The 18,192-nt window shown below is 65.5% G+C and carries 19 protein-coding genes; 8 read left to right on the forward strand and 11 right to left on the reverse strand.

Features of this window, described 5'->3' with window-relative positions; all coding sequences use genetic code 11:
* The 10 genes from HG262_RS11690 to HG262_RS11735 form a co-directional block, all read right to left on the reverse strand.
* A partial coding sequence (locus tag HG262_RS11690; RefSeq protein ID WP_169271183.1) for an ABC transporter ATP-binding protein occupies nt 1-944 on the reverse strand: 944 nt, incomplete at its 3' end.
* An 8-nt stretch (nt 945-952) separates the two neighbouring features.
* Nucleotides 953-1,828, reverse strand: a complete 876-nt coding sequence (locus tag HG262_RS11695; protein ID WP_169271184.1) for an ABC transporter permease — start codon at nt 1,826-1,828, stop codon at nt 953-955.
* A gap of 12 nt (nt 1,829-1,840) precedes the next feature.
* Nucleotides 1,841-2,776, reverse strand: a complete 936-nt coding sequence (locus HG262_RS11700; protein ID WP_169271185.1) for an ABC transporter permease — start codon at nt 2,774-2,776, stop codon at nt 1,841-1,843.
* 52 nt (nt 2,777-2,828) lie between these two features.
* Nucleotides 2,829-4,400, reverse strand: coding sequence for an ABC transporter substrate-binding protein (locus HG262_RS11705; protein ID WP_169271186.1), 1,572 nt, complete (start codon nt 4,398-4,400; stop codon nt 2,829-2,831).
* 53 nt (nt 4,401-4,453) lie between these two features.
* Entirely contained in the window at nt 4,454-5,899 is a 1,446-nt protein-coding gene (locus tag HG262_RS11710) for a M81 family metallopeptidase (RefSeq protein WP_169271187.1), read from the reverse strand.
* A 136-nt stretch (nt 5,900-6,035) separates the two neighbouring features.
* Nucleotides 6,036-6,431, reverse strand: a complete 396-nt coding sequence (locus tag HG262_RS11715; protein ID WP_169271188.1) for a Rid family hydrolase — start codon at nt 6,429-6,431, stop codon at nt 6,036-6,038.
* A gap of 27 nt (nt 6,432-6,458) precedes the next feature.
* Nucleotides 6,459-7,595, reverse strand: a complete 1,137-nt coding sequence (locus HG262_RS11720) for an FAD-dependent oxidoreductase (protein WP_169271189.1) — start codon at nt 7,593-7,595, stop codon at nt 6,459-6,461.
* Between the two features lie 202 nt (nt 7,596-7,797).
* Nucleotides 7,798-8,103 (reverse strand): hypothetical protein, encoded by a 306-nt coding sequence (locus tag HG262_RS11725; RefSeq protein WP_169271190.1) that lies wholly within the window; start codon nt 8,101-8,103, stop codon nt 7,798-7,800.
* A gap of 25 nt (nt 8,104-8,128) precedes the next feature.
* Complete coding sequence (locus tag HG262_RS11730; protein WP_169271191.1) at nt 8,129-8,908, reverse strand: tyrosine-protein phosphatase; 780 nt, start codon at nt 8,906-8,908, stop codon at nt 8,129-8,131.
* A gap of 71 nt (nt 8,909-8,979) precedes the next feature.
* Nucleotides 8,980-9,471, reverse strand: a complete 492-nt coding sequence (locus HG262_RS11735) for a MarR family transcriptional regulator (protein WP_169271192.1) — start codon at nt 9,469-9,471, stop codon at nt 8,980-8,982.
* 154 nt (nt 9,472-9,625) lie between these two features.
* On the opposite strand from HG262_RS11735, the gene HG262_RS11740 reads away from it, so the two are divergent.
* The 8 genes from HG262_RS11740 to HG262_RS11775 all read left to right on the forward strand — a co-directional run bounded on the left by HG262_RS11740 (nt 9,626) and on the right by HG262_RS11775 (nt 17,213).
* The gene (locus HG262_RS11740; protein WP_169271193.1) at nt 9,626-10,891 is read left to right on the forward strand and encodes a flavin-dependent oxidoreductase; all 1,266 of its coding nucleotides are present in this window, start codon (nt 9,626-9,628) and stop codon (nt 10,889-10,891) included.
* Complete coding sequence (locus HG262_RS11745; RefSeq protein WP_169271194.1) at nt 10,888-11,388, forward strand: DUF3237 domain-containing protein; 501 nt, start codon at nt 10,888-10,890, stop codon at nt 11,386-11,388. The genes HG262_RS11740 and HG262_RS11745 overlap by 4 nt, the downstream gene beginning before the upstream one ends.
* A 50-nt stretch (nt 11,389-11,438) precedes the next feature.
* A complete protein-coding gene (locus HG262_RS11750) occupies nt 11,439-12,404 on the forward strand; it encodes a tripartite tricarboxylate transporter substrate binding protein (RefSeq protein WP_169271195.1) in 966 nt (321 codons plus the stop codon).
* A gap of 188 nt (nt 12,405-12,592) precedes the next feature.
* Nucleotides 12,593-13,192 (forward strand): nitroreductase family protein, encoded by a 600-nt coding sequence (locus tag HG262_RS11755; protein WP_169271196.1) that lies wholly within the window; start codon nt 12,593-12,595, stop codon nt 13,190-13,192.
* Between the two features lie 236 nt (nt 13,193-13,428).
* Nucleotides 13,429-14,484, forward strand: coding sequence for a sensor domain-containing diguanylate cyclase (locus HG262_RS11760; protein ID WP_169271197.1), 1,056 nt, complete (start codon nt 13,429-13,431; stop codon nt 14,482-14,484).
* 58 nt (nt 14,485-14,542) lie between these two features.
* Nucleotides 14,543-14,971, forward strand: coding sequence for a VOC family protein (locus HG262_RS11765; RefSeq protein ID WP_169271198.1), 429 nt, complete (start codon nt 14,543-14,545; stop codon nt 14,969-14,971).
* Between the two features lie 177 nt (nt 14,972-15,148).
* On the forward strand, nt 15,149-16,321 hold the full coding sequence (locus HG262_RS11770; RefSeq protein WP_169271275.1) for a hypothetical protein: 1,173 nt from the start codon (nt 15,149-15,151) through the stop codon (nt 16,319-16,321).
* Nucleotides 16,322-16,349: 28 nt separating this feature from the next.
* Nucleotides 16,350-17,213 carry a lysozyme inhibitor LprI family protein gene (locus HG262_RS11775; protein WP_169271199.1) on the forward strand — a complete coding sequence of 288 codons (864 nt, stop codon included), beginning with the start codon at nt 16,350-16,352 and terminating at the stop codon, nt 17,211-17,213.
* Between the two features lie 40 nt (nt 17,214-17,253).
* Here the strand turns inward: HG262_RS11775 and HG262_RS11780 are convergent, their stop codons facing one another.
* Entirely contained in the window at nt 17,254-18,024 is a 771-nt protein-coding gene (locus tag HG262_RS11780; RefSeq protein WP_169271200.1) for an extracellular solute-binding protein, read from the reverse strand.
* Nucleotides 18,025-18,192 lie beyond the last annotated feature (168 nt).

Below are 18,192 nucleotides of genomic sequence, written 5' to 3' on the forward strand. Positions count from 1 at the left end.
CTCTTCCGATCTATGGAGGGCGGCGCGTCTTCGGTGCAGCGCGCCAGTGCCTGCGGGCAGCGGGCGGCGAAGGCGCAGCCGCGCGAGGCGGGCGTCATCACCGGCACGATGCCGGGCAGTTCGGCCAGCCGCGCCGTGTGGTCCTGGCCATCGACGAAGTCGGGCAGGGAACGGATCAGCGCCTGCGTGTAGGGATGCTGCGGACGGTCCAGCACGTCGTCCACGCTGCCTTCTTCGACCTTGCGGCCGGCGTACATCACGATGACGCGCTGGCACATCTGCGCGACCACGCCCAGGTCGTGCGTGATCAGCACGATGGCCGTTCCCAGCCGCGCCTGGATGTCGCGCAGCAGGTGCAGGATCTGCGCCTGGATGGTGACGTCCAGCGCGGTGGTGGGCTCGTCGGCGATCAGGACTTTGGGCTGGCACGCCAGCGCCATGGCGATCATGGCGCGCTGGCGCATGCCGCCGGACAGTTGATACGGGTATTCGCGCACGCGCCGCGCCGGATCCGAGATCTGCACCAGTTCCAGCAGCTTCTCGGCCTGAGCCAGCGCGTCGCGGCGCGACAGGCCCTGGTGCAGCATGAGCGATTCGCTGATCTGCTTGCCCACCGTGATGACGGGGTTCAATGAGGTCATGGGCTCTTGGAAGATCATCGAGATCTGGTTGCCGCGGATGGCGCGCATGGATTTCTCGGGCAGGGCCAGCAGGTCGCGCCCGTCGAATTCGATGCTGCCGCCCGCGACGCGCCCGGGGGCGCGCAGCAGCCGCATGATGGACAGGGACGTGACGCTCTTGCCGCAGCCGGATTCGCCGACCAGGCCCAGCGTTTCGCCGGGCAACAGGTCGAACGACAGCTTGTCGACGGCCACGACGGTGGTGTCGTCGCCGTCGAAACAGGTGGTGAGGTCGTGTACGCGCAAGACGGGAGTGGGTTGCATGGGCGCTCCTACAGCTTTTTGGCCAGACGGGGATCGAGCATGTCGCGCAGCCCGTCGCCCACCAGATTGACGGCAAGCACCGCCACGCCCAGGAACAGCCCGGGGTACAGGATGATGTGGAACGCCACGGCCACGAAGTTGCGGCCTTCGGCCATGATGTTGCCCCAGCTGGGGATCTGTGGCGGAATGCCCACGCCCAGGAAGCTCAGCACGGCCTCGGTCAGGATGGCGGACGCCGCGATGAAGGTGGCCTGCACCATCAGCGGGGCGAACAGGTTGGGCAGGATATGGCGCAGCAGGATCGACGGCACGCGGGTGCCCACCGAGACGGCGGCCTCGATGTAGGGCTGTTCGCGGATCGTCAGCACCAGCGCGCGCACCAGCCGGACGACGCGCGGCACTTCGGGGATGACGATGGCGATGATCACGGTGCCCAGGCCGCCTTTCAGGGTGGCCATCAGGGCGATCGCCAGCAGCACGCCGGGAATGGCCATCAGCCCGTCCATGATGCGCATGATGAGCGCGTCGACGCGGCGGAAATAGCCCGCCAGCATGCCCAGCATCACGCCGGCCACGGTGGACACCACCGCCACCACGATGCCGACCAGCAACGATACGCGGGCGCCCCAGACCGTTCGCGAATAGACGTCGCGGCCCAGCGCGTCGGTGCCGAAGAAGTGTTCGGATGACGGCGGCTTCATGCGCGCCATCGGGTTAATGTCCTGCGGGTCGACGGTGGCCAGCCAGGGGGCAGCCAGCGCAATCGCCGCCAGCACCAGCAGGATGGCCCCGCCCACATACAGCATGGGATGGCGCCGCAGCGACCGGACGGCGCGGCGCAGGCGCGGGCGCGGTACGGAAAGCGGCAGGGTGGTCGTGTTCATTCGGTGGCCTTCTCAGTAGCGGATGCGGGGATCGAAGAGCCGGTAGCTCAGGTCGACCAGCAGGTTGATCAGCACGTAGATGCCCGAGGCCACCAGCAGCACGCCCTGGATCACCGGGTAGTCATGGCGCAGCACGGCGTCGATGGTCAGGCGGCCCAGGCCGGGAATCGCGAACACGGTTTCGGTGACCACGACGCCGCCGATCAGCAGGGCCACGCCCACGCCGATCGTGGTGACGATAGGGTTGGCGGCATTCTTCAGCGCGTGCCATACGATGGGACCCGCCGACAGGCCCTTGGCGCGCGCGGTGCGGATGTAGTCCTCGGACAGGGCTTCCAGCATGGTCGCGCGCGTCATGCGCGTCAGCAGCGCCATGTAGACCAGACCGAGCGACAGGCAGGGCAGCACCAGGTGGCGCAGGTAGGGAACCAGGCCGTCCGCCAGTGGTTTGTACCCCTGTACCGGCAGCCACCCCAGCTTGATGGAAAAGCCATAGACCAGGCAGTAGCCGATCAGGAACACCGGCACCGAGAACGCGCAGACCGCGCCGATCATCACCAGCCGGTCCAGCCAGCGGCCGGCGTTCCACGCGGCCAGTACGCCCAGGGGCACGGCCGCCAGCACGGCGAACAGCATGGTGAAGAGGGCGATCGATAGCGTTGGCCCCATGCGCTGGCCGATCAGTTGCGATACCGGCATCTGCGACGACATCGAGGTGCCCAGGTCGCCCATGGCGATGTGGCTGACCCAGATGGCGAACTGCTGGGGCAGCGGCTTGTCCAGCCCCATGTTCTGCCGGATTTTCTCGACGTCGTCGGCGGTGGCGTTGTCGCCTGCCATCACCGCCGCCGGATCGCCCGGCGACAGGTGTATCAACAGGAATACCACGACCGCGACGACGGCCATGACTGGAATGACGGCCGCGATGCGGCGCAGGATGTATTTCACGGTGGATTCCCCCTGGCTTGCGGCCGGGCGCGTGTGGCGCCCGGCGTCTGCCTTACGGCTTTTCGATGTTCCACATCACCGGGATGCCGTTCTTGATCAGCTCGGTGTGCTTGAGGCCGCGCACGGCGAAGACGGGTTTGAATTCGCCCCACATGACATAAGGCACGGTCTGGTAGGCGCGCGCCTGCATCTGCGCGGCGATGTCCTTGCGCTTGGCGGCATCGGTCTCGCGGATCCAGCTGGTGCGAAGCGTGTCCAGTTCCTTGTCGCACGGCCAGCCCGGCAGGCTGTTGCCGCAAGCGGCGGACAGCCAGGGGTTGGTCACCGGCGTGCTGGCGTCGTAGTAGCCGCCCCAAGTCAGGAAGATGTTCCAGCCGCCTTGTTCGGGCGGATCCTTTTTCAGGCGGCGGCCGGCCAGCGACGCCCAGTCCATGGACTGCACGTCCACCTTGATGCCGGCCTTCTTCATGTTCTGGGCCAGCACCATCACGGCGGGCGCGCTCAGGTGGTCGGTCGGATAGAGCAGCACCACTTTCTCGCCCTTGTAGCCGGCTTCCTGCAGCAATTGCTTGGCGCGCGCCGGGTCAGGCTTGGCATAGGGGGCGGCGCCGGCGTCGGTCGCCAACGGCGAACCGCAGATGTACAGGGTGGCGCAGTAGTCGACGCGGTATTTCTCCGGGTAGCCCATGGCCGACAGCATTTCCTTCTGGCTCACCAGGTGGTAGAGCGCCTGGCGGGCCAGCGGGTTGTTGAACGGCGGGTGCAGCGCGTTGACGATGACCATGCCCTGGGAGGCGACCGAGGTGCTCAGGGTGATGTCCGGGTTGCTTTCCACGACGGGCAGGAAGTCGGGCGTGATCTGTTCGATCATGTCGACCTCGCCGTTCATCAGCGCGGCAGTCGCCGTGTTGCCGTCGGGGATGTACAGCCACTCGACGCGGTCCACCTTCACGTTTTTGCCGCCGGCCAGGCCGTCGGCCGGTTCCGCACGCGGCACGTAGGCGGGATTCTTCACATAGACGACCTTGTTGCCGGGCACCCATTCATCGCGCTTGAACAGGAACGGGCCGGATCCGACCATCTCGGTGACCTGCGTGTTCGGATCCGTCATGGCCAGGCGCTTGGGCATGATGAAGGGCGGCATGCCCGAGGGCTTGGACAAGGCGTCCAGTACCAGGCCGAACGGTTCCTTCAGCGTCAGCGTGAACGTGTTGTCGCCCGTGGCGGCGAATTCGGCGCCGGCCGCCATCATGGCCTGGCCCAGTGTGTCCTTTTTCGCCCAGCGCTGCAGTGATGCGATGCAGTCCTCGGCCTTGACCGGCGTACCGTCGTTGAATTTCAGGCCGGGGCGCAGGGTGAAGGTCCAGGTCTTGCCGTCTTCGGACGTGGTCCACGTGTCCACCATCTGCGGCTTGACCTGCCCCTTGCTGTCTTGCGCGAACAGGGTATCGAATACCATGTAGCCATGGTTGCGCGTGATGTAGGCCGTGTTGAACAGCGGGTCCAGCGTCTTCAGGTCCGCGTGCGGCACCATGCGCAGGGTCTTGGTCTGGGCGAGCGCGCCCGTGGCCGCGCTCATCGCCAGGAGCGCCGCGGCCCCCAGCAAGCTGAAACGTCTGATCATTGTTTTCCCCTTTTTCATTCTGGATGCCCGGTCGGGCGGCAATGGGTGGCGCCTTAGGCCTTGAACGGCCATTTGGGCAATTTGCGTTTGGTGAACGGCAGCGCGTTGACGTCCTGCGTGATGGCGCCCGGCGTCTCGACGTAGATGATCTGGCGGCCCACCTTCGAGTACGACGCATAAAAGTGCTGGGACGACTTCACGATGATGAGCTTCATGGCCTGCAGGTCCACGCCGAACTGCGTGAACAGGTCCGTGCCCATGGCTTGGGTGCGCGAGGTGTTCATGACGATCGTCACGCCCCGGGTGCGCACCACGGCGACGTCGCCCAGCAGCGCGGGCGTGCCTGCCAGCCCCGTCATGACGGCATCGCGCTTGAGCGCGATGATTTCGCAATCCAGGTCCAGCGGCATGCCCGAGACGGGCGCCACCTTGCCGCCCACACGCAGCTTGATCTGCGCGCCTTCGCCGGCTTCGAAGCAAAGCTGCACGGCGACCGGATCCCAGAACGGGCCGGTGGCGACGTCGGTGATGCCGCGAGCCAGCACGCGTTCCAGGATGAAGGTGGCGTCGCTGGGCGCGCCGCCGCCCGCGTTGTCGGCGGAGTCCGCCAGCACCACGGGGAATTCTTTCGCGGCCAAGGCCTGGTCCAGCGCGTCGTCGGCTCCGGGGTAGGGCGGCGCCAGCTGGTCGCGAAAGCCGATGATCTCTTCACCCAGCGCGCGCGCCAACGCGTCGGCCTGGCGCTGGTCGCCGTCGGTATAGACCAGGACCTTGGAGCCCATGTCGGGCGTGTCGCCCCAGGGGAAACCGTGGGCGATGGATACCGACAGCACGCCTTCCTTGCCCTCCATGGCCATCAGGCGGTCCACGAAGCTGCGCATGGGTTCGCGGCTGGTGTGCATGATCGAGATCATTTCGCAGTCATAGACCGCGCGCGTCGGCGTGCTGCGGCCTTCGGCGCGGGCCACGCACAGGTCCACCAGGTCGTAGGCGCGGTCCAGGATGTCGGTGTGCGGGTATTCCTTGAAACAGACCAGGAAGTCGGCGCTGTTCACCATGGCATCCGTCAGATGGCAGTGCGGATCCAGTTCGGCGCCGATGACGGTATCCGGGCCGACGATGTCGCGGGCGCGGCGGAGCAGGTCGCCTTCGCAGTCGTCATAGCCGTCGGCCACCATGGCGCCATGCAGGCCGAACAGGGCGATATCCACCTTGCCGGCGCGGCGCAGATCTTCCAGCAGTTCGTCGCGCAGCGTCTCGTAGGCGTGGCGGGTGGTGATGCCGGCCGGCGTGGCCCCTGCCGTCATGCCTTCGATCAGCGTCCAGTCTTTGCCCACGGCGCGCTGGCGCGCGGCCCACAGCGGCCCCGAGAACATCTGCATGCGGTCGGGGTGCTGGCCGGCGGGGTAATAGCCGCGTGCCCGGTAGGCGGACAGGCCCGTCGGGATGGGGGAAAAGGTGTTCGTTTCGGTCGCCAGGGACCCGGAGAATATTTTCATGAATGACGCTCCGCGCAAAAAAAAGGTTAAGGCCTGTCGGCAGGCCCTAGGGGCGCGGGCATCGTGGCGCGCGCAGTGGGGTGATGCCTTGCCAGGCGGTGGGCCTGGCGTTGTCTTGCAAGCAAACCGTTGCGGCTCAGGCCTTCACGGCAGGGGGCTGCTCCGCGCCCAGCCACGCCTGCACTTCGATCTCGACGTCCACGTCCATCGCCAGCTTGGCCTCGACGGTCGAGCGCGAAGGGAAGTCCGAGGCGAAGTGGCTGCGATAGGCCTCGTTGAACTGCGTGAACAGCGTCAGGTCCGACAACCAAACCGTCACGCGCACCACGTTCTTCAGGGTGGCGTGCGACAGCGCCAGCGTTTCCTTGATGCGTTCGATGGCGGCGTGGGTCTGGACGGCGATATCGCCGCGCACGACTTGCCCACTGGCATCCATCGGGATCTGCCCCGACAGGAAGAGGAAGTCGCCCGCTTGGGTGGCGCGCGAAAACGGCAGGGGCAGGGTGCTGGGATAACGGATGATGGCGGTCATGGCGGGTTCTCGTATTCGGGGGAAAGGTCAGCGCAAGCGCTCGGGGCGCACCGCGTTGGCGTCGACGCCATGCGCGTGCAGGTGGGCGGGCACGGGCTGGCGCGTCAGCAACGCAGCGGCCAGTTCAGATGTGGCGGCGGCGGTCTGGATGCCGTAGCCGCCTTGCGCGGCCAGCCAGAAGAAGGCGGGGGCGCCGGCATCCCAGCCCACCACGAAGTCGCCGTCACGCACGAACGAGCGCAAGCCCGCCCAGGTGTGTTTGGGGCGGCGGATGGTAAGCGACGTGGCGGTTTCGATGCGGTAGATGCCCGTTGCCACGTCCAGCTCTTCGGGTACGACATCATGTGCGGCCACCGGGTCGGCGTTGGCGGGCGACCCCAGCAATTGGCCGGCGTCGGGCTTGAAGTAATAGCTTTCGTCCACGCCGACCACGGCGGGCCATTGGGAAAAATCAATGTCTTGCGGGCCGGGAAACGTGAAGGCCGTGCGGCGGCATGGCTGCAGCCCGATGGGAGCGGCACCGCACAGGGCTGCGGCGTGATCCGCCCAGGCGCCGGCGGCGTTGACCAGCACCCGCGCCCGGATGACGTGCCCGTCTGCCAGCGTCAGTGCCCAGGCCCCGTCCGCGTAGGCGGCGGATACCAATTCCGCGTTGTTGCGCAGCACCGCGCCTTGCTGCCTCATGCCACGCAGGAAACCCTGGTGCAGCGCATGCACGTCGATGTCGCGCGCATCGGGTTCTTCGATCGCGCCGCAGAGCTGGTCGCCGCGCAGGCACGGCACGCGTGCCACGGCCTGTTCGGCGTCGATCAGCGTCACATTGGGCGACTGGCGGTGGAAATCCTCGAATACCTCCTGCAGCAGGTCCTTCTGTTCCGGCGTGGCGATGTACAGCACGCCGCGCGGGCTAAGCAGGGGGTGCTCGGTAAAGCCTTGCGGCGGTTGTTCGTAGAAGGCGCGGCTGGCGCGGGTCAGCGCCTTGATCTGCGTCGTGCCGTAGGTCTCCATGAACATGGCCGCGGAACGGCCGGTGGAGTGGTAGCCGGGTTGGGATTCACGCTCCAGCACTGCCACGGACGCCACGGCGCTCAGGCGGTAGGCCACGGACGCGCCGGCGATGCCGGCGCCGACCACGGCAAAATCGTATAAGGGTTCAGCAGTCATTTTTGTCGGAAGCGAGAATTCTCTTATTTGATAATTCTCGAATACGATAGTTTTTTGACGCTCAACGGGTAATAGGGGAATGCCCTGATGGCGGGGCGGCAGGGCGGTAAAGACAAAAAAAACCGCAGGAAGGGGATGCCCGCGGGTTCGGCGTTCGTGTCGTGCGCTGTTGTGCCGTGCCGTTCCGGTTCGGCCGGCGCGGCTACGTCACATGATGGCCGAACGCCACCATCGACGCGACGAAGGTGGCCGCGCCGATGGCGGCAAGCCAGTACGCCCGTTTCGCCCCTTGCGGGGTGCCGCGGTTCAGGCCCACCAGCAGGGTGACGAGCGTCCACAAGCCGGTGAATGCCAGCAGGCTCAGCGTGTAGACCCAATTCGACAGGTCGTAGCCGCCGCCGCCGATGGACGGATAGCCCGAATGCTTCGGCCACAGCAAGGCAATCAACGTGCCGGCGATCAACGCGAACACAGCGAGCCAGATCAGGAATGCGCGGTCTTTCAGCATGAGTTCGATCCTTGGGGGGGGGGCCTCAGTCCTCCAGATAGTGCGCGCGCAAGACATCCACATCCACGTGCAGAACGTCGCGCAGATAGCGGTCCATGCCGCCGAATGCTTGATCGATCGCCTGCACTGAGGCCTCCAGGTAGGCGGGGGCGACTTCCAGCAGCGGCATCATCACGTCGTCACGCACGCCGCGTTCCGCGGATTTGGCCAGGATCTGCTGGAAAAAACGCGCGTTCCAATGGTTCGATTCCAGATAGTTCGCCACGATATCGTCCTGCGAGACACCCAGCGCCGACAGCAGCAGCAATGAGGCGAAGCCGGTACGGTCCTTGCCGGCGGTGCAGTGGATCAGCAGCGTCTTGCCCGTAGCCGCCGTCTGCAGAAAACTGCCGAAGGGCGCCTGGTAGCGGGAGGGAAAGTCGCGGTAGATATCCACCATCATTGCGCTGACCGCCGCTTGCGTGCTGTCGCGCAGCCTGGGCAGCAGCACGGCCATCGACATGTTCCCATCCAACACGGGGGACGCGATCCATGTAAAGCGTTTGCCGAAGTGCGCTTCGTCCTGCGCTTTTTCCGAGTCGGCGCGAAAGTCGATGACGGCTTGCAGCGCCAGCCCGCCCAGGAATTCGATATCCGCGGCGCTGGCACGCGCCGGATTGCCGCTGCGAAACAGCTTGCCATCACGCACTCGCCGCCCATTTGCCCCCGTCAGGCCGCCCAAATCGCGGGCGTTGTGCACGCTGTCCAGCGCCAGGCGGCGTCGGCCATTGGCAAGTGGCACGTCGGCAGGATTCGAACGGGACATAAGGCGGATTCCTTGGTCTGGGGGCTCGCTGATGATCGTATCACCGGGGCCCGCCCGCCCCGCCGGGCCTGCTACCCGAGCTTGCCCAGCAAGCCGATCAATTGGCGCTTTTCCGCCGCGGCCAATTGCGTGCTGATGCGCGCGTCATGCGCTTTGACGGCTTGGGTGATGTCGGCCAACACCTTTTCGCCCGTCTGGGTCATCGCCAGCGAATAGGCGCGCTTGTCGTGTTGGGCTTCCTGCCGTTCGACATAGCCCAGGTCCTGCAATTGGTTGACGATCTGCACGGCCCCCGACCGCGCAATGCCCAGGATGCGCGCCAGGTCCGTGAGCTTCAGGTTGGCGTTGGCCGCGATCAGCGTCAGCGAGGAAAAGCGCTGGGGCGTGATGTCCCACGGCGCCAGTGCATTCAGGAAGTCTTCGTAGATCACGATCTGGGCGCGCCGGATGGCGTAGCCGACCAGTTCGTCCAAGGCGCCATACCGGATGCCGGGTACATGCGGGTCGAAATGCTCGCCCCGCGCGGCAGGGCGCCGGGGGCGTTGGGATGCGGCTCTGGACATGGGGCGGGATCGCGGTTTTTGGGGCCATCGCGTAAGAAGGCCTCAACACTAATGCACCCATTGTCGCCGCGCTAGCAGATTACGGGAAATCCCCGGGGTGCGGAAGGCGTCCGGATTTTGTTATGTTGCATAACAAATAAAACCAGGAGCAGACATGCAAATCGTCATCGCCGGCGCCGGCATCGGCGGGCTGACGCTCGCCTTGATGCTGCATCGGCGCGGCATCGATTGCCGCGTCTATGAAAGCGCGCAGGAACTCAAGCCCTTGGGCGTGGGCATCAACCTGCTGCCGCATGCGGTGAGCGAACTTGAGCAGTTGGGCCTGATGCCCGGGTTGGCCGAGCGCGCCATCGAGACCTCGCAACTGCACTACTACAACAAGTTCGGCCAACCGATCTGGCGCGAGCCGCGCGGGCTGGACGCGGGGTATCCACTGCCGCAGTTTTCGGTGCACCGGGGGGAATTCCAAATGCTCTTGGCGCAGGCGGTGCGCGAACGGCTGGGCGAGGACGCCATCGTCACGGGCAGGGTGCTGGAGTCCGCGGAACAGGATGCCTTAGGCGTCGTGGCGAATTTCCGGCGCCGGCAGGATGGGGGACTGCAAAGCGTGCGCGCGGACATCCTGGTGGGCGCGGACGGCATCCATTCGGCGTTGCGCCGCCAATTGCATCCTGCCGGCGACGAGCCGCGTTTCTCCGGCCGCATGCTGTGGCGCGCCGTGACCGAAGCGCCGCCCTATCTGGACGGCCGCAGCATGTTCATGGCGGGGCATCAGGACCAGAAATTCGTCTGTTATCCGATTTCGGAACCGCTGCGCCGCCAGGGGCGGTCGTTGATCAACTGGATCGCCGAACTGTCCGTGCCTGGCGCCGAGCTGCCCGCCACCGACTGGAACCGGCAGGTGGACAAGTCGGTGTTCGCGGACCGCTTCGCCGATTGGCGCTGGGACTGGATCGATATCCCCGCCATCATCGACGGCGCGCAAGCGATCTACGAGTTCCCTCTGGTGGACCGCGACCCCCTGCCGCGCTGGACGCGGGGGCGCGTGACCCTGCTGGGTGATGCCGCGCACCCCATGTACCCCATCGGTTCGAATGGGTCGGCGCAGGCGATTCTGGACGCGCGCTGCCTGTCGGATTGGCTGGCGCAAGCGGCAAGCGGCGCGGTGCGCTTGCCCGAGACCGCCTTGCTGGAATACGAGGCCGAGCGCCTGCCCCGCACGGCGGGCATCGTCCTGCGCAACCGCTTGAACGGGCCGGAGCAAGTAATGCAGATGGCCGAAGAGCGCGCGCCGCACGGGTTCGACGACATCGGCGACGTGATCGCGCCGCAGGAGTTGGCGGCGGTATCGTTGCGCTACAAACAACTCGCGGGATTCGATCCCGCCACTGTGCAGAAGAACCGGGGGGAAGCATCATGAACCACAGCACCGAGGCATTGGCGCAACCGTTGGCTGATCCGTTGGCGCCGGCGCTGGAACACGTGGCGACCGTGGTGGTCGAGGTGGGCGCGCCGCAGGAAGTGGGCGATACGCCGCAAGGCCGCCGCCGCCTCATCCCGATCACGGGCGGCACGGTGGACGGCCCGCGTCTTCGTGGCAAGGTCCTGCCGGGCGGTGCGGATTTCCAGGTGATCCGTTCGGCCACCTACACCGACATCCACGCGCGCTACGTGATCGAGACCCCAGACGGCGAACGCATCTACGTCGAGAACACCGGCATCCGCACGGGCCACGCCGATGACATCGCCCGTCTGGTGCGCGGCGAAGCCGTCGACCCCGCGCGCATCTATTTCCGTAGCTATCCGCGCTTTGAAACCGCGTCGCCGGCGTTGGGCTGGATGAACGAAAGCCTGTTCATCGGCACCGGGGCGCGCTACCCCGACCGGGTGGAATTGCGCTTCTACCGCATCTGCTGAATCCGCGGCCCCCGCCACGGAACGAAATCCTACACAACCCGGAGACAACCATGACATCGACGCTGCGCCGCCTGTTGGGCGGCTTCCTGCTGTGCCTGCCGATCGCGGCGGTGGCGCAGTTCCCCAACGGCCCCGTGCGTCTGAACGTGGGCTTTCCGCCGGGAACGGGGCCCGACATCGTGGCGCGCACGCTGTCGCAGCATATGGGGCCGCTGCTGGGTGAAAGCGTAGTGGTGGAAAACAAGGTAGGCGCGGGCGGGCAGATCGCCGCGCAGGCGGTCGCGCGCAGCCCGGCGGACGGTCAGACCCTGCTCTTGGGCGAGGTCGGTTCCATCAGCATTTCGCCTGCCACCTACCGCAATCTGAACTACGATCCGCCACGCGATTTCGCGCCGATCTCCGAAGTGGTGCGCGCCGACTTTGTGCTGGTGGTGCCGGCCGATTCCCCGTACCAGGATCTGGCTGCCTTCGTCGACGGCGCCAGGAAGGCCGCGGACCGCCTCAATTTCGCCACCTTCGGCGCCGGCACGCCCGGGCATTTCGGGGCCGAGCTGTTCGCCCGCGAAGCCGGCATGAAGATCGAAGCCATTCATTACCGTTCCACGGGCGATGCCGTGTCGGGCCTGGTGTCCGGCGCGGTCCAGGCCGCATTCGTGACGACGGCGCTGGCGGTGCCGCAGGTGCAGGGTGGCAAGCTGCGTGCGCTGGCGATCACCGGCGCGCAGCGTTCGCCCGCCTTGGCGGCCGTGCCGACCTTTGCCGAGCGCGGCTTGCCCGCCGTCAACTTCGGCGCGTGGTTCGCGCTGTTCGCGCCGGCCGGCACGCCGGACGCGGTGCTGAACCGCTTGCAGAAGGACAGCGCCCAGGCCCTCACCCAGCCCGCCGCGGTGCGCAGCCTGGGCGAAGCCGGCTTCGTGGTGGTCGGGTCGGACCGCCCGGCGCTGCAAGCCTTGTTGGCCTCGGAATCCAAACGCTGGGCCGACGTCGTGAAAGCGACGGGATTCCGGGCGGATTGATGCGTCCTTAGCGGGAACACTAGCGCTGTTGCTTGCGTTATCCAGCCGATTGGGTTCATGAATGGAACAGTTTGTTCCGGCTAAAAATCTCGGATTTCGGCGTCGGAAGGGTGTTCCCGTCATGGCCGGGCCGGTAGAATCGCCTCGCATACCACCCCTCTATCTACTGGTCGAAAGGTCATATTCTGATGAGCAACGCATATCTCGACGCCCTCAAGAAGCGCCGCACCCAATATTCTCTGGGCCGCAACCTGTCGGCCTCCAAAGAGCAACTGGCGACCCTGATCCAGGACGCGATCAAGCACAGCCCCTCGTCGTTCAATTCGCAAAGCTCGCGCGCCGTGATCCTGTTCGGCGCTGAAAGCGTCAAGCTGTGGGACCTGGCGATCGAAGCCGTGCGCAAGGTCGCGCCCGCCGAGGGCTTTGACAAGACCGAAGCCAAGCTCAAGAGCTTTGCCGCTGGCGTGGGCACGGTGCTGTTCTTCGAAGACCAGGACGTCGTCCGCAGCCTGCAGGAAAAGTTCGCCCTGTACGCCGACAACTTCCCGGTGTGGTCGGAACAGGCGGGCGGCATGGCCCAACTGTCGGTCTGGACCGCGCTGGCCAACGCCGACGTCGGCGCCAGCCTGCAGCACTACAACCCGCTGATCGACGATGTCGTGGCAAGCGAATGGAAAATTCCGGCGTCGTGGAAGCTGCGCGCGCAAATGCCGTTCGGTTCGAACGAGAACGGCTTTGGCGACAAGGGCTTCATGGACGACGCCGAACGCTTCCGCGTGGTCGGCTGATCCAGCCATCCGGGCGCGGATCGCTGTCCGGATAGCCGCAGGTTTCAAACCCGCATTTCCCTAAAAGGGGGATGCGGGTTTTCAACTTTTTACGGGATACGACCAAGTGCCAGCGATGGCGGATCCCTCGGTAGGCGCAGTGCATAATAGCGGTTGACCGGCTAATGTCCGTTTCAGGGCTGGGCCATACATCCCGCCGAAAAAGAAAAAAAGCGCGCGATTCGAGGAGATTGCTGTTGGACCCGATACTCGCCGGACTGTCGAATTCCCTGCCGCAGGCTAAAACAGTCGAGCAATTGACCCGTCCGTTGCTTGATATGCTGGGCAGCGTGACAGGATTGGAATCCACTTACCTCACGTCGATCGATTTGAAAGCCGATGTGCAGCATGTGCGCTTTGCGCGCAACGTGGGCGATATGCAGATTCCCGAAGGCTTGTCGGTTCCGTGGTCGGACACCCTGTGCAAGCGCGCGCTGGAAGAAGGCCGAATGTGCACCAGCGATGTCTCTCACAGCTGGCCCGATTCGGAGGCTGCCCGTCTACTGGGCATCCAGACTTATGTCAGCGCGCCTGTGCGCACGGATGAGGGCATGCTGCTGGGCACGCTGTGCGCGGCCAGCGCCAAGCCGCATCAGATCGCCCCGCAGGCAGAGGCCGTGTTGAAGCTGTTTTCCAACGTGATCGCCAACTTCCTGCAGCGCGAGTTGCTGATGGAAGCGTTGCATGCCGCCAACGTCCGCCTGATGTCATACGCGCTGACCGATCCGCTGACCGGCCTGCCCAACCGCCGCGCGCTGTATGAAGAACTGGAGCGCCTGGAAAAGCGCGCCTTGCGCGAAGGGGGCAGCGTGCTGGTGGGGGTGATCGACCTGGACGGTTTCAAGGGCATCAACGATACGTACGGGCACCAGCAAGGCGACGTGTTCCTGCAGGAGGTTTCGCGCCGGCTGGCCGGAACGCTGCGCACCTCGGACATGCTGGGGCGCATCGGCGGCGACGAGTTCGTGCTGGTCGGCCCCGGCCCGGCCATCGAACGCGGCAATGCCGGCCCCGGGGGCGAAGCGCTGCGCGGTGAAGCCGAGGACGCCGCGCGGTCGCTGGAGGAACGCGCCACGGCGGCTACGATCGGCCGCTACCCGTTGGGCGATGCGGTGTTGCCTTACGAAGGCGCAAGCGTCGGCGTGGTGGCGGTAGACCCGCGCGGACTGGACGCCGAAGCGGCGGTTCGCCTGGCCGATGCGCGCATGTACGAGATCAAGCGCGCGCGCAAGGCAGCGCGCACGATCCATTGAATGCGGCAAGTCCGGACGGCGCTATATTCAAGCGATCCCCACCTACCCGGAGCGTTCCATGCAGACCAACGAAATCCATCGCGGCCGCCTGATCGACCACATCCAGTTGGTTGTCCGCGACCTTCCCGCCAGCCAGGCGTTCTACCAGGCCGTTTTCGATGCCCTGAAGGTGCCGATGGGCGGCACGGGCGACGGGTACTTCTGGGCCGATGAGTTGTTCGTCTCGACCGCCGACAGCCCGGCAGCGCAAGGCCAACTGACCGGCCGTCACCATCTGGCGTTCCAGGCGCAAGACCAGGCGATGGTCGACGCCTTCCATCGGGCGGCGCTGGCCCACGGCGGCAAGGACAACGGCGCGCCCGGATTCCGCGACTACCATCCGGGCTACTACGGAGCATTCGTGCTGGATCCGGACGGCAACAACATTGAAGCCGTCTTCCACGGCGAGGCCAACCGCAGCGCGCCCTCGGTCAAAGTGACGTTCTGACGTTACATATCCTTCGCGACAAGCGCCTGAAGCGCAAAGACTGATAAATTTGCGCCTTCAAGGGGGCAAAAGGGACGTTTTCCCTTCCGGCGCCCCAGGCCGAGAAATGCCCATTTCCATTTCTCTACTTGCGATAGAACAGAACCGATGCTGAAAAGAAAACTAACGGCTTTTGGAATGTGCGTGGCGCTGCCCCTGGGCATCGCGGCAGCCCCGGCGCAGGCTCAGGCCCCTGCGCAACAACAGGCTTCCGCGCAGCCGCCAGCCGAAGCGGCGGAGCGTTACGGGCCGTTCGTCTATTTTCCCAGCGCGCCCAATTTGCTGATTTATCACACGGGTGTCGGCGCCAACGACATGCTGAACCTGAAAAAGGCGCTGCGCGAGCATCCCTCCATTGCGACCCTGATCCTGCAGAACAATGGCGGCGGGCTCGTGCATATCGGGCTGGTCGTGGCCGAAGAGGTCTATGAGCGCGGTCTGAACACGTACATTCCCAAAGACAGCTACTGTGCGTCCGCTTGCGCGTTCGTGTATTTTGCCGGCCGCCAGCGCCTGGCCGAAGGCCGTTTGGGCGTGCATCAGATCTCTGCACCGGAAATGACGGGCGAGCAGGCCCAGTTCGGCGTGTCGGATATCGTCGCCACGCTGCCGAAGTATGGCGTGTCGGCGGATGTGCTGGGCATCATGTTCAGCACGCCGTCCAAAGACATGTACTTCTTCTCGCCGCAGGAAATCGCCAAGTACGGCATCAACCGGACCGGGCAGACGCAGGTGGCGCAGAACAGTCCGCCGCCGCGCGGCACGGGCGGCGGCCAGGGCGGCCAGGCCAACGCTCCCGCGGCCACGCCTGCCCCCGCACCGGCGCAAGCCCAGACCCCCGCGCCGGCGCCAGTTCAGACGGCACATGGCGGCGCGGCGCCCGTCGCCAACCCGTACATGAAAAAAGAAACGGCTCCTGCCGCCATTTCCGACGAGCAAAAGGCGGTCAACGCCGCAGCCTTGATGATCCAGGCGGGCAGCGGCACGAATGAAGAATCGATGAACTTCACGCGCGAGTTCTACGCGGATACGGTCGACTACTTCAAGAAGACGCGGCCCAAGTCCGAGATCCTGGCGGACAAGGAAGCGTATTTCGCCCGCTGGCCCATTCGCCGCTTCGTTGTCGACCAGAGCACGCTGAAGGCGCAATGCAAGGACCAGCTGTGCAAGGTCGTTGGCATCTACGACTACAAGGTATCCAGCCCGGCACGCGGCAAGACCGCCACCGGCACGTCCAACTTCACCTATGTGCTGGATCTGCGCAACCGCTACCGCATCGTGATGGAAGACAGCGAAGTCATCAGCCGCTAGGCCGGCCCTTGGAACAGAGCAGAACGTAATGAAATCCGGATTTCCCGCAGTAAAGCTGTTGCTTCTAGCCGGCCTGGCCATGGCTTCGGCGCCCGCGCTGGCGATCGATTGCGTCAAGGCCGGCACGCCCGCCGAAAAGCTGATCTGCTCGGACAAGAAGGCCATTGCGGCCGATGCCGAACTGAACCGGGCTTACCGCGCGATGCTCAAGCAGGCGCCCGACAGCGATATCCGCGCCATGCTGGTGGCAAGCCAGAAGCGCTGGGTCGAGGCACGCGACAAGGCGCTGGACCGGTTGGTCTCCGACCCCGACGCGCTGCCCGATGACAAGACCGCGGGCGAGATCGCGCGGGAATTGATCGGCAACCGCACGGCGCAATTCAAGGAAGCCGAAAAGGGTTCCGCCACGCCGGACATGATCCGCCGCGCCGTTGCGCAGCAGCAGTTCCAGGCGCAATTCACGGGCGGCGCGTACGCGGGCTACTGGACGTCGTGCGACGTGCTGCCGCGGGACTACGTGTATTACGGCTGCTTTGCGATCCGCCACTACCAGAACAACGACCGCATTTGCTCGGTGGACGAATCCTGGGCGTCCGGCGACGTCTACACCAAGCGATATGTGGCCAATGTGGTGGGCGGCAAGCCCCAGGTCGTGGCGTCCTGCTCCTTCAATAGTTCTGACGAAGCCTGCGCCAGCGTCGGCGACACCCCCGCAAGATGGAATCCGCAGCCGGAGCAGCCGGAGTATGTCTATGCGTCGGAACCGCTGCCGAAGATCGATGGCGAGATCGACGCGTCGGACGATTACGAATGGGTCAAGGCCTGCCTGACGGAGCCTGCGTATGGCCGGGAAGTCTCAGCCGGCCAGCCGCGCAGCCCCCTTCAAAAATGACGCCTGCGCCGGGAATGACCCGGAGCAGGGGGGCGGGCGTTCAGTCCGTCTTCCAGCCCCATTTCTTGAAGATGGCCTTGCCGTCGGCCGAGGCCAGATACTCCACGAAGGCCTGCGCCTGCGGATGGTTCTTGCCCTGCCGGGTCACCACCGCGCCCGCGTCGCGATAGATGCGGTACGGTTCTTCGATCTCCACCACGCTGGCCAGCGTGGGATTCGACACCTGCCAGATATTCCAGATCAGCCAGGCGTCGATGCTCTTGTCTTCGGTCCACTGGGTGCGCGCCATGGCGCTGTTGGCGGCTTCGGGCAGGACCAGGTTGGCGCGGAAGGCGCGCACGGTATCGATATCGCCCAGGCGGCCGGCCACGTCTTCCCACAGCCCTGTCTGCCCAGCGCCGGAAACGGCCATCACCTTGATGCCGGGTTTCAGCAGGTCTTTGAAGCCGCTGATGCCCTTCGGGTTACCGGGGCGCACCAGGATCGCCGACGGGCGCAGGTACAGCGTGCGGGCATCGCGCAGGTCGAACACGCCCGGCAAGGCGCTGGCGAAGCCGCTCATCATGTTCTCGGCACCGCTGAACAGCACGTCGGCATCCTGTTTGGCTTTGTCGGCCCAGGCGGGCGTGGGGCCGGCCGTGACGTTCACCGTGATGCCGTGCGTCTTGCCGAATGCCGCCGCGGCTTCCTTCATGGCGGGCGCCGGGCCGCCGGGGCCGTACACATTCAAGTCCGGCGCGGCCCGTGCCGGAGCGGCAGCCAGGCAGGCCAAGGCGAGCACGCCGCCGGCGAACGTTCTGAACGACTTCATATCCTTCACCCTCATTCAAGTGTCTTCCATCGGCGCCGATACGCGGCGGACCTATGGGACAGACGCCGCTGCCCGCGCGAATATTCCGTTTGTACCGACTGTTACGCGGTGCCGCATGCGATGCGGGCTTTAGAATTCGACCTTGCAGATTAGAAATGGGGCCAATGC

Origin of the sequence: Achromobacter sp. Bel (assembly GCF_012928505.1) — a bacterium.
Classification (GTDB): Bacteria; Pseudomonadota; Gammaproteobacteria; order Burkholderiales; family Burkholderiaceae_B; genus Achromobacter.

What these genes read in the sequence shown, in the direction of transcription:
- HG262_RS11765 (WP_169271198.1), top strand. Translation starts at nt 14,543, where the DNA reads ATGCAGACCAACGAAATCCATCGCGGCCGCCTGATCGACCACATCCAG.
- HG262_RS11770 (WP_169271275.1), top strand. Translation starts at nt 15,149, where the DNA reads ATGTGCGTGGCGCTGCCCCTGGGCATCGCGGCAGCCCCGGCGCAGGCT.
- HG262_RS11755 (WP_169271196.1), top strand. Translation starts at nt 12,593, where the DNA reads ATGAGCAACGCATATCTCGACGCCCTCAAGAAGCGCCGCACCCAATAT.
- HG262_RS11730 (WP_169271191.1), bottom strand. Translation starts at nt 8,908, where the DNA reads ATGTCCCGTTCGAATCCTGCCGACGTGCCACTTGCCAATGGCCGACGC.
- HG262_RS11695 (WP_169271184.1), bottom strand. Translation starts at nt 1,828, where the DNA reads ATGAACACGACCACCCTGCCGCTTTCCGTACCGCGCCCGCGCCTGCGC.
- HG262_RS11740 (WP_169271193.1), top strand. Translation starts at nt 9,626, where the DNA reads ATGCAAATCGTCATCGCCGGCGCCGGCATCGGCGGGCTGACGCTCGCC.
- HG262_RS11705 (WP_169271186.1), bottom strand. Translation starts at nt 4,400, where the DNA reads ATGATCAGACGTTTCAGCTTGCTGGGGGCCGCGGCGCTCCTGGCGATG.
- HG262_RS11725 (WP_169271190.1), bottom strand. Translation starts at nt 8,103, where the DNA reads ATGCTGAAAGACCGCGCATTCCTGATCTGGCTCGCTGTGTTCGCGTTG.
- HG262_RS11780 (WP_169271200.1), bottom strand. Translation starts at nt 18,024, where the DNA reads ATGAAGTCGTTCAGAACGTTCGCCGGCGGCGTGCTCGCCTTGGCCTGC.
- HG262_RS11715 (WP_169271188.1), bottom strand. Translation starts at nt 6,431, where the DNA reads ATGACCGCCATCATCCGTTATCCCAGCACCCTGCCCCTGCCGTTTTCG.
- HG262_RS11745 (WP_169271194.1), top strand. Translation starts at nt 10,888, where the DNA reads ATGAACCACAGCACCGAGGCATTGGCGCAACCGTTGGCTGATCCGTTG.
- HG262_RS11775 (WP_169271199.1), top strand. Translation starts at nt 16,350, where the DNA reads ATGAAATCCGGATTTCCCGCAGTAAAGCTGTTGCTTCTAGCCGGCCTG.
- HG262_RS11735 (WP_169271192.1), bottom strand. Translation starts at nt 9,471, where the DNA reads ATGTCCAGAGCCGCATCCCAACGCCCCCGGCGCCCTGCCGCGCGGGGC.
- HG262_RS11710 (WP_169271187.1), bottom strand. Translation starts at nt 5,899, where the DNA reads ATGAAAATATTCTCCGGGTCCCTGGCGACCGAAACGAACACCTTTTCC.
- HG262_RS11720 (WP_169271189.1), bottom strand. Translation starts at nt 7,595, where the DNA reads ATGACTGCTGAACCCTTATACGATTTTGCCGTGGTCGGCGCCGGCATC.
- HG262_RS11750 (WP_169271195.1), top strand. Translation starts at nt 11,439, where the DNA reads ATGACATCGACGCTGCGCCGCCTGTTGGGCGGCTTCCTGCTGTGCCTG.